The sequence below is a fragment of the Bradyrhizobium elkanii WSM2783 genome, assembly GCF_000472865.1.
Taxonomy (GTDB): domain Bacteria; phylum Pseudomonadota; class Alphaproteobacteria; order Rhizobiales; family Xanthobacteraceae; genus Bradyrhizobium; species Bradyrhizobium elkanii_A.
The window spans coordinates 23,476-32,577 of record NZ_AXAP01000092.1 but is presented as its reverse complement, the minus strand read 5'-3'; the positions used below and the strand labels follow the sequence as shown (position 1 = coordinate 32,577).

Genomic DNA, 9,102 nt, shown 5'->3' with positions numbered 1-9,102 from the left:
CAGGAAGTCCGTGATGTTGCCGGGGTAGCCCTGCCAAGGCGAGGCGTAGGCAGACGCCGACTGACCGAAGGTGAAGCCTGCGAACTGGAGAAAGAGGTACTGGATGGAAACGAAGCCGCCTCCGGGAGTGTCGAGCAGCTGCGAGTTTGCGACCGGCAGCGAGCCGTTGATCGAGTTCGGGTTGAAGGTGTTGTTACCAAGCGTGCTGAACGTAAACCGGCCCTGGCCGAAGGTACGGACCGTGCCATATTCGGTCGACGTGCGGGTATCGAATGACAATAGCATACGGGCGCGGGCGGCGAAGTTGTCGAAGTAGCGGTTGTGTTGGCCTGCGTCGCCGTTCCAGGGAGGCGTGCCCTGTATGCCGCCATTGAATGTGGTGTCGACGCGGAGATAGCCACCGATCTTGATGCAGGTGTCGGTGCCCGGGATGAACCAGAAGCCAGCGCCATACTGCGAACAGACCTTCACATATTCGATCGGCTTCGCTTTGACAGGAAGGTCAGCGCCCACGGCTCCGCTGGTTGCGAGCAAAAGGCTCGCCGCCGGACCGAGGATCAGGATTTGGGTTGTCGCCATTACCGGCCTCCGCCGTGAAACCTGTACGTCGGAAATCGAACGCCCCCCACAGTTTTAGCGCAGAAGGCATGTCGCACAATGCGCGGCGACGTGCCGCAAGCGGGTTCATGTCGCAGTGTATCTTTTTCGCAACGCATGCGAGCGCTGCTTCGGAGCGCATGCTGGTGAGAGCTGCCCTGGAAGCCTGTGTGTACTGAAAACCCGCTATACCCGGACATAGTGATGGTGAAGCCCGCCAAAAATCACGTGTGATTTGATGTTTCCTATTAGTTGAACTGGACGCGAGGCCGGCGCATCCTTATCCAATGACGATGCGTTCTAATGTCGTTGTAGTAGCGGCCATAGGATCGCAGAATTCGGCGTAGCTGCGCCTCGCCGAGGACAATGACGTGGTCGACGCATTCTCGCCGGATTGATCCGATCAGCCGTTCCGCGTAGCCGTTCTGCCATGGCGAAGCTGATGGAGTCGGCTTGTCCCGGATGCCCAAGGCCCGCAATCGGCGCGTGACGACGCTGCCATAGATCCGGTCGCGATCCCGGATGAGGTAGCGCCGAGCCTCATCCCGGGGAAATGCCTCCGTGATTTGACGTGCAACCCATTCGGCCGTCGGATTTGCTGTGACGTTGATCCAGACGAGGGATCTGCGGTCGAGCCGGACGATGACGAGAGCATAGAGCAACTGGAAACCGATCGTTGGAACGACGAACAGGTCCATGGCGGCAATGTTTGGCGCGTGGTTGCGCAAGAACGTCCGCCATTCCCGGCTGGATGGCCCGCGTCGCTTGACCATGTATTTGGCGAGGCTCGACTGCGCGACCTGAAACCCAAGCGTGAGCAATTCGCCGTGGATGCGTGGCGCGCCCCATAGCGGGTTCTCGATGCTCATTAGCCGGATCAGCGCGCGCAGCTCCGCGTCGATCTGCGGCCGCCCTCCCACCGGCGCGACTTCCAGCGCCAGTAGCAGCGAAAACCGGCCCTGTGCCAATGCACGAGCGTCTCGGGCTGGATGATCGTGAGGACCTGCAGGATAGACGGAACCCAGCGGTACAGCCACATCAAGAACCAGCGATCATTGTTCGTAAGCCTCACGCGACCATGGAGCCTGCGCCTCAAGACATTCAACTGATGTCGAAGAACGGCATTCTCAGCCTCAAGCCGGATCTTCGACTTGAATGGTGAGGCCAAGACCACCACGACGAAACACAGGAGTCCGAACACTCCACACACAGGTGCGCTTTGCGCGACCTTCCAAAGACGACGGGATGCTCTGTCAGCGAGTTGGTGAAATTGAATACTCAACTTTCCATCTTGCCGGGACGAACTTTGAAGATCTTCCCTGGCTCACGTTCGAGGACGCTCACACAAATGTTCCTCAGGTCAATGGATCGCCTCCCAGAATCGTGGGGCCAACCCGATACCTTTGCTCGTTAACGACGGCGAGGTTATCTTGTATGCCGTTCGCAATAGCTTTCATTGCTTCCCACTTTCATGCAAAACCGTTTCAAAGAACTCCACACGGTACCGGAGTATGGAACCGTCCTCACCCGTGAAGTCTGGCTGATTGTACATCCTCGGATCCGACAACTAGCGCGGATTCAAGCTGTTATGTCCTGGATTTCTTCTGCGCTTTCGTCGGTCTCGCGAAAGGAGCGCTCAGCAAAAGGGAAACGTAGATGTGTACCATTGCGCACCGCCGGCGATACCGTAATCAACATCGATCGATACGAGCTCGGTGCGCATATTTTCCCGCCACCGTCAGGCGCGCACCATTCCGGCGAAGGTCTAATTCACGGCTAGTTCGGCCTCGGCGATGCCGCCGACACCGCGCGTGCCGAGGCGCAACGTGCGCGGGCCGATTTCAAGGCGCTGCTAGAGAAGGAACGTAGATCTCGCTTCGTCGTCCTCGTCAAGCGAGCGCTGAGCCGGGACGACGCTGGGGTGGTATCTCGCGATCGGATCAAGGCGCGTCCTCTCCACGCACGCGGCCGACCGTGTTGGGATCGGTCGGCAGCACTGTTGCGCCGGCGCGGCTGGCGGCGGCGGAGGTGATCATGCCAGGGTCGGTGGCGCGGGCATCGCGGGGTGGGGTGAATTCGAGCAGAAACAGTGCCGCGGTCGCCAGCACCGCGACACTGGCGGCGGCGATCACGGGCAAGAATTTTCCGCGCGTCTCGGGTGCACGAACTTTCATAGATCAATTCCTCTGCTTGAAACTTGCGGGAGACATGATTCGGGCGCCGTGCTGCCATCTCGAAACCTCAGGGCGTCGCCGGCAACGCCGTGCCGCCGCCAAACTTGGACGGATTGTCATGGTGAGGGGTTCGGTCGTAGTGAACCGGCGGGTCGAGGCGCTGCGTGGACCCAGCCCGTAACGGCGTAGCCTTGGCTATGAAGGACGTGGTGATGCCGGCCGGTGTGATGGGACCGGTAGCGCTGCCACTGGCGGGGTCCTATGCCGCTCTCCCTTGCCGCATAGGCCTGCAGGGCGGCGGGCCCCTCTAAAATCAACCTGGCGGCAGGGGTTGGCGCGCCTCCGTTCAACACGTCAAGATAGGGATAGTAGAACGCGAACGCGCCCGGCTCCTGAATGGCGGCCTGAGCGAACACCGTGGTTGCCGTAAGGGCTGAAAACAGTGCGGTTGCCGCGATGGTTTTGAGTGAAATCATCGTGTCGTCTCTCCATGACGTTAAGCCGTCGCGCGAGACGAGGCTTCGGTCATGTGTGGCAGAAAGCCTTCATCGAACGCGCCACGCCACAGTTTCTGGTGGTCGATGGAGGCCACCATGGCTTAAGCCAGCCTGAAGAGGCGCGCCCGCCTCGGCGTAGGCGATGACACGATCTCGCGACCAACCATCATGTGCCTGCCGATGGGCGCGGGTTGGATGACGCGGTCGTCGGACGCCAAAGCGCGATCGCGCCGCCTATCCTCAGTCATTGGGTACTTCAAATCGGGATAGGCTCGTGCACGACGTCACCGAACATCATGCGCGGACGGTCAAAGCCGATTTCCTCTCATGTCTCGCCGGTACCGCGGCGGGCGCGCAATTTGGAGCCTAACGCCGCTTCGGTAGAGTCGAGGATGGGCGCGGTAGCTTGGGGCCTATGGCCAGCGCCCCGTTTCCCATGCCCGCTCATCAAACCGGGTCGTGCACATCAGCACGATCACGGAGACCGCGGGGGTAGGCACAACCTCTAGAGTGCCGCGCTTGCACGCTCAAGCATCGATGCACGCGCGCTCAGTTCAAGAAGATCGCTCGCGACATCAATAAGGATTCGAGCAATGCGCGCAAAAAGGTGGAGATGCGGTTTGCACACTTGACGGTCCAGCATGCCTTCGAACGGATGCGCCTTCGCGGTCTCACCGGCGCCCGCGACGAGTTCCACTTCGCCGCCATTGTGCAGAACCTAAGACGATGGCGCTGCGTCTACTCGGCCCGCCAACAGGTCGAGTCTGCGCGTCGATTGCGTAAGTGGCGCGTGGTTGTGTGCGAGTTAGCCGATCGCATCCGGGATCGCGCGTTACTGACATCTCGAGCTCTCAGTGTGTCACCGGCAACGCCTCGCCGCCGCCAAACTTCGAAGGGTCATTGTAGCTTGGCGTGTCATCGTAGTGGACCGGCGGCCGAGGCTCTGCGTAGGGCCCGCCTTGGCTGAGACGATCGATGCTGATGTACTGCCTCGCTTTGCGGGCGGGGTGATGCTCCTTGGCAAAGACCACCGGGGTTGCTGCCAATACCGACAAAGCAGCTGCCGCGGCGAAAACTGAAAGACGAGACATTTGGACACTCCTTCGTTTGCGTCGAGCAACGATTGCGGAGTGGCCTTAAGTGGAACTTAAGGGCCTGAGATCAGACCCTGAATGCAGAAGTATGGTGGTCCGGCGCTCACAGGCTTCTGCCCCCGATCTTTGAGAAGGCTCGCGGCGTGTCCCGATCGAGCGCCTCACAGCAATAACCAGACGAGAAATACCCGAATGCGCAGGTTCCATTCCTTGCAATCCTGCCCTTGCCATCAGCTGTTGTGCGGCAATAGGGGCTCGAGACAAGAGCTGAAAATGAAATGAAATCGCCAGCACGAAGCTGGCGATGGTCGGCGTCGTCTTCATGGTGTCTGCTCACTGCTCATTATGCCGCTCCTCAGGCAGCCTTCTCCTCCAGGCCTTCTGCCACTTGATCACCTCGTCGAGGTGCAAGTTACTCGCCCTGGGGCGATCTGCCGCAACTTTGGGAATGTGCCTGACTTCTCCATGCAAAGCAGCGTCGACCTGCCCTCTCCTCGAACAACTCGCATGCCCGCAACTCAGGCCCCGATCTGCTACCCGCCAATTTGTAGGGCACTTGACCTTGCGACGCTATCCCTTGGAAAGCCCCGGCGAGATGAAAGCGAGAGCGTAAGCGCTCTCGACAGGCTTTCAACGGGACTCTCCTTGAATGCGAGACATCGATCGGGTGGTGAAACGGCGAACGCCGAAGCTTCCTCTCTCGCGGAATACCGCCGCCGAGTCGATCATCGCCGCCATGCGCGGCGCACCGCAGAACATGAGGCCTCCTCGTTAGCGGCTTATCACTTCTCGGCTGCACTGCCCAAGTAAGCCCCGCCGGCAAAACGCGGGCGCTCCGTCCCGCTGTAGGGTGTGATCCTTGCTGAAGACATCCAAATGCCGTTTTGCCCTCGCTCGGTCCCGAACCAATGAGCCGGCGGCGTCGGGCAATGCTCTGGCGGCGATCCGGAGAGACCCCGTCCGCCGGGAGGACGGGGTCTCAAGGGGATTTCCGTCGGAGATCGCATGCCGTCTACCGCGCAAGCATCCGTGTCACTCTCACTTCTCCAACTGTTGGCGCCACGCTGCTTGGAACTGCGCGCGTGCCCGCGCCAAGCGTGACATCACCGTGCCAATCGGCAGCGCCGTAACGTCGGCGATCCGGCGGTAGGACAATCCTTCGAGCTCGCGCAGCACCAGCACTTCTCGCATTGGACGAGGCATGTTGCTGAGCACGAGTTGCACCGCCATCGATTCCGCCTGGCGCAACAGCGTCATTTCCGGCGTATCGGCATCTGACGCCACATTTTCAATCGGATCCTCGTCTGGCAACGAGCTGCTGGTGCTCTCAACCTCCAATCGCATTTTGCGTCGCCGCCGTTTCAACCAGTTGCGATGGCAGTTGCGCACGATCGCAAAGATCCAGGCGCGGGGATCGCCGCCCTGATAGCCTTCAAAGCCGCGATAAGCTTGAAGAAACGCCTCCTGAACGATGTCCTTCGCTACGTCGGCGTCACCGCTGAGAAAGCGTGCCAAGCTTTGCGCGGCGTCGCGCTGAAGCATGATGTCCCGCTGGAAGCGTTCCTGTGTGTTGTTGCTCACCTCGACACCCCATCGAACTATTCAACACCGATATTTCCGTCTCGATTTTCATCGAGCGATGTGTCGCGTCAAAGTTACGCTGCACGATAAGTAGCCCGACACCAGCGGTGTCGATGACCGATATTGATCAGCGGCTAGACAGGTCCTGCACTAGAGGCGATAGCGCGAGACCATGATGGGACGGATCGTAAGTGATCTTCGGTTCGCCCCATGATCCGTGGCGTCCTGGAGGTCCATCGCCGATAACGCCGCCGCGTTGGGCTGGCGCATCACAGGTAGCGACATCATCCGCCTGTCGGCCATATGCCAACGCATTGTTATGTAGGTGGAGCCGCGCGGCTGATCGCTGAGGTCCGACAACTCTCGGCATGTACAGTCGTTGCGATGCACGAAATCGCGGCGGTCGAAGTAGATCGCTTCTTCACAGGTGACGCCTCCCCAAGCCGAACCCCGGATCAGGGTTCGTTACGAGGCCAGAATGACTTCACGCCTTAAGCCAGCCTTAAGACCATGAAGTTCATCTTCACGAAGCGTTGATGTCTAGATTTCCTGGCAGAACCATTGTGCCGGATCGCGCTTGTGACTTCTGATTCCATCTTCGTCTTCAGCGATCCCATGAAGCGCGCTTACTTTTTGAACGCGTGGCTCACGCGTTGGCGCTGATCGCCCTCGATCATCAGGAAACACAGTCGTCACGCTACTTCGGCGGTCTACTTCGCTTGGCAGAAGCTGACTCCATTGCGTCGGCAGTGCATCGAAATAGGCTTGCTAGTTTGAGCGCCTCATTTCGTTTTTGACCTGGGGGTATCAGGCGGGCCAGCTCCAAGGCCTCTTCTGCGAGCATATCCCAGTTGCGCCTGTCAGGTGAGTGCTGCGATCCTTTGGTCATTGCTCGATCGACGTACCTTGTACTTGCGGGTGTAACCTTTCAGTAGCAAGACTCCGATGTGATTGACGTTATTCCCTCGGCGCCGATACCTTTAGGTTGTTGGCCGCGGCGCTTGCCTTCGTATGCCTGCCGCAACAGCCGGCTCGATGCAGGTCCGCCTGCCCGCTCAAATTGATGAGAAGGTTGGGTACAGCACGCCCTGCGGTATTCCGCCGGCGGAGTGCCGACCGCAACGACGTTGTCGCTTACGAGCAGTGATGGCGAAGAGGTTTTCGTCCTGCTGTCGCGGGTGAAACCGAACGAAGGTTTCTTTCCACGGTTGGGAATTTCTAGCCGCGAAGATGACTCTTTGTCCTTGAGATCCCCGCCGACGCCTTTGTTTCAGCGAGCGGATCGTCGCGCAGTTCTTGTGAGGAGATGTCATGAAGATGACTCTTATTTCGGCGGCGTCCATTTTCGCCTTAACAACCGCGAGCCACGCTGACGAACTCTTCGACATTCAAGCTCAATCTCAACAGCTGCGCGAGCAAAATCTGGCGCTGATCAAGCGACTCACCAATCTCGAAAAGCGACAGCGCGAACTTGAGGCGCGACAGGCAAAGCAGTCTGCCGGCGCAGAGCGGCCGGTCGATTCGATAACAGCCGGTCAGACTGCCTACAAGGCAGTAAGCAAGAAAGCGTCACCGTCCAACGATAGCCTGACCTGGAACGGCATTACGCTATATGGTGCCGTGGATCTCAGCCTAAGTTACCTGGACCACGCTCAACCATTGAGCAGCACCTACGGGGCAGGGGTGAATTACCTGATCTCCAGGAACAGCAACGGTCAATACCTTGGTGTTACCGGGAACGCGCTTAGCTCGTCATTCATAGGTCTCAAGGGAGACGTCGAACTGACTGAGGGGCTGTCCGGGGTATTCAATTTTCAAACAGGATTTAATCCCTGGTCGGGCAGGCTTTCCGACGGACCCGGGTCCGTTGCACAGAACAACGGATTGCCGCTCAGTGAGCAGACAACATTTGGAGACTCTTCAAAAGCTGGTCAGCCATTCAATATAGCGGCCTATGGCGGTCTAAAATCCGAGTACGGAATCCTGACTTATGGCCGACAGAGCGCGCTAACGTCGGACGGTGTCTTCAACTATGACCCCATGTACAATTCGGGCGCGTTTTCCGTGATCGGCTTCCAGGGAGCCACCGGTGGCGCGGGAGACACCGAGAATCGGATATACGACAATTCCTTCAAATATCTAGTGAGTGTAGGTCCCTTCCGCGCGGCTGCGGAAACCCAAGTTAGATCTGGTTTCGGTGGCGCCACAGGCAATGCTTTTGAGGGTCAAATCGGAGGGGACTATGCCGGCCCGTCGTTTGATGCGATCTTCAGCTACGTTCAGGACGCTATCTCAGTAGCGCCGTTATCTGTGGGCACAATAATCCCGACAACCCTTACGGATCCGGGAAGCGGATTTGTTGCGGGAACGATCTCCGACAACACCAGCGTTATGCTTCTCGCCAAGTATGCCATCGGGCCTGTGAAGCTTTACGGCGGCTATGAGCATATCCAATTCGCCAACCCGAGTAACCCCTTGTTTGCGGGCCAGACCATCCTGGGTGGCTACACGCTTGCCAGCGCCAATAACACCTCCTTCACGACCGATAGGATCCTCCAAGTATTTTGGACGGGCGCAAGATATGCGGTTAGACCTTACCTCGACCTGAGCGTCGGGTACTATCACGAAGAGCAGAACAGTTATCAGGGCGGGACCCCCGCTACCTTGAATGCGGGTCATTGCACCGATGCGAGCCTGTCGCAGTGCAGCGGACAACTGGATGCGATTTCCTTCCTCGCCGATTACAGATTTGCGAAGCGCTTCGACGCTTATGCAGGCATCATGTGGGCACAAGTGTCGAACGGTCTCGCAAGCGGCTTCCTGCACAGGTCCGCGATCGATCCTACAGTCGGCTTGCGTTTCCAATTTTGAGAACAAAATTGCCGAGCAATCAAAGAGAAATCCGCCAAGACAATCGTAGAGCGATCGATTCTGCGGCTTTAACAACTGATCAAATGCCGACGCGGCGCTCGCAACCTGGCAGTCAGAGTGATGCCAGCAAGGAGATCCGTGAGGGGTCCTATGAGACCCTAATCAATAGAGACGTCACGAGTGTGATCGCGTGCCCTTCGTGACTCGAAAGAAGGCGAAGCGCCACATTGATGCGATCCGCTTCGCACCGACCCATCGAGCCAGCTCGTTATTCGGATTCGCTGTACT

8 protein-coding genes and 1 pseudogene are annotated in these 9,102 nt (G+C 58.6%); 3 read left to right on the top strand and 6 right to left on the bottom strand.

Features of this window, described 5'->3' with window-relative positions; translation table 11 throughout:
* Window positions 1-579 (bottom strand): porin (locus YY7_RS0141810; RefSeq protein ID WP_028168352.1); only part of this gene is annotated, 579 nt, incomplete at its 3' end.
* Between the two features lie 266 nt (window positions 580-845).
* Complete coding sequence (locus tag YY7_RS62700; RefSeq protein WP_245287604.1) at window positions 846-1,565, bottom strand: integrase core domain-containing protein; 720 nt, start codon at window positions 1,563-1,565, stop codon at window positions 846-848.
* A gap of 779 nt (window positions 1,566-2,344) precedes the next feature.
* On the opposite strand from YY7_RS62700, the pseudogene YY7_RS63940 reads away from it, so the two are divergent.
* Window positions 2,345-2,458: pseudogene (locus YY7_RS63940) on the top strand (alpha/beta hydrolase); the annotation flags it as partial.
* A gap of 79 nt (window positions 2,459-2,537) precedes the next feature.
* Here YY7_RS63940 and YY7_RS0141800 read toward each other — a convergent pair.
* Both YY7_RS0141800 and YY7_RS65335 read right to left on the bottom strand, forming a co-directional pair.
* Window positions 2,538-2,771: a hypothetical protein gene (locus tag YY7_RS0141800; protein ID WP_028168351.1), complete on the bottom strand. Its 234-nt coding sequence runs from the start codon at window positions 2,769-2,771 to the stop codon at window positions 2,538-2,540.
* A gap of 1,002 nt (window positions 2,772-3,773) precedes the next feature.
* On the bottom strand, window positions 3,774-3,965 hold the full coding sequence (locus YY7_RS65335; RefSeq protein WP_028168350.1) for a hypothetical protein: 192 nt from the start codon (window positions 3,963-3,965) through the stop codon (window positions 3,774-3,776).
* On the opposite strand from YY7_RS65335, the gene YY7_RS65330 reads away from it, so the two are divergent.
* A complete protein-coding gene (locus YY7_RS65330) occupies window positions 3,882-4,235 on the top strand; it encodes a hypothetical protein (RefSeq protein ID WP_080664082.1) in 354 nt (117 codons plus the stop codon). The two genes, YY7_RS65335 and YY7_RS65330, sit on opposite strands and share 84 nt — an antisense overlap.
* Here YY7_RS65330 and YY7_RS62285 read toward each other — a convergent pair.
* Entirely contained in the window at window positions 4,120-4,359 is a 240-nt protein-coding gene (locus YY7_RS62285) for a hypothetical protein (protein WP_196237413.1), read from the bottom strand. The two genes, YY7_RS65330 and YY7_RS62285, sit on opposite strands and share 116 nt — an antisense overlap.
* A 1,041-nt stretch (window positions 4,360-5,400) precedes the next feature.
* The gene (locus YY7_RS54610) at window positions 5,401-5,943 is read right to left on the bottom strand and encodes a sigma-70 family RNA polymerase sigma factor (RefSeq protein ID WP_245287603.1); all 543 of its coding nucleotides are present in this window, start codon (window positions 5,941-5,943) and stop codon (window positions 5,401-5,403) included.
* Window positions 5,944-7,254: 1,311 nt separating this feature from the next.
* On the opposite strand from YY7_RS54610, the gene YY7_RS0141765 reads away from it, so the two are divergent.
* Entirely contained in the window at window positions 7,255-8,814 is a 1,560-nt protein-coding gene (locus YY7_RS0141765) for a porin (RefSeq protein WP_051397209.1), read from the top strand.
* Window positions 8,815-9,102: the final 288 nt, after the last annotated feature.

Excerpts from the sequence above, each read along its gene's own strand:
- YY7_RS0141800 (WP_028168351.1), bottom strand. The coding sequence starts at position 2,771 with ATGAAAGTTCGTGCACCCGAGACGCGCGGAAAATTCTTGCCCGTGATC.
- YY7_RS65330 (WP_080664082.1), top strand. The coding sequence starts at position 3,882 with ATGCGGTTTGCACACTTGACGGTCCAGCATGCCTTCGAACGGATGCGC.
- YY7_RS62285 (WP_196237413.1), bottom strand. The coding sequence starts at position 4,359 with ATGTCTCGTCTTTCAGTTTTCGCCGCGGCAGCTGCTTTGTCGGTATTG.
- YY7_RS0141765 (WP_051397209.1), top strand. The coding sequence starts at position 7,255 with ATGAAGATGACTCTTATTTCGGCGGCGTCCATTTTCGCCTTAACAACC.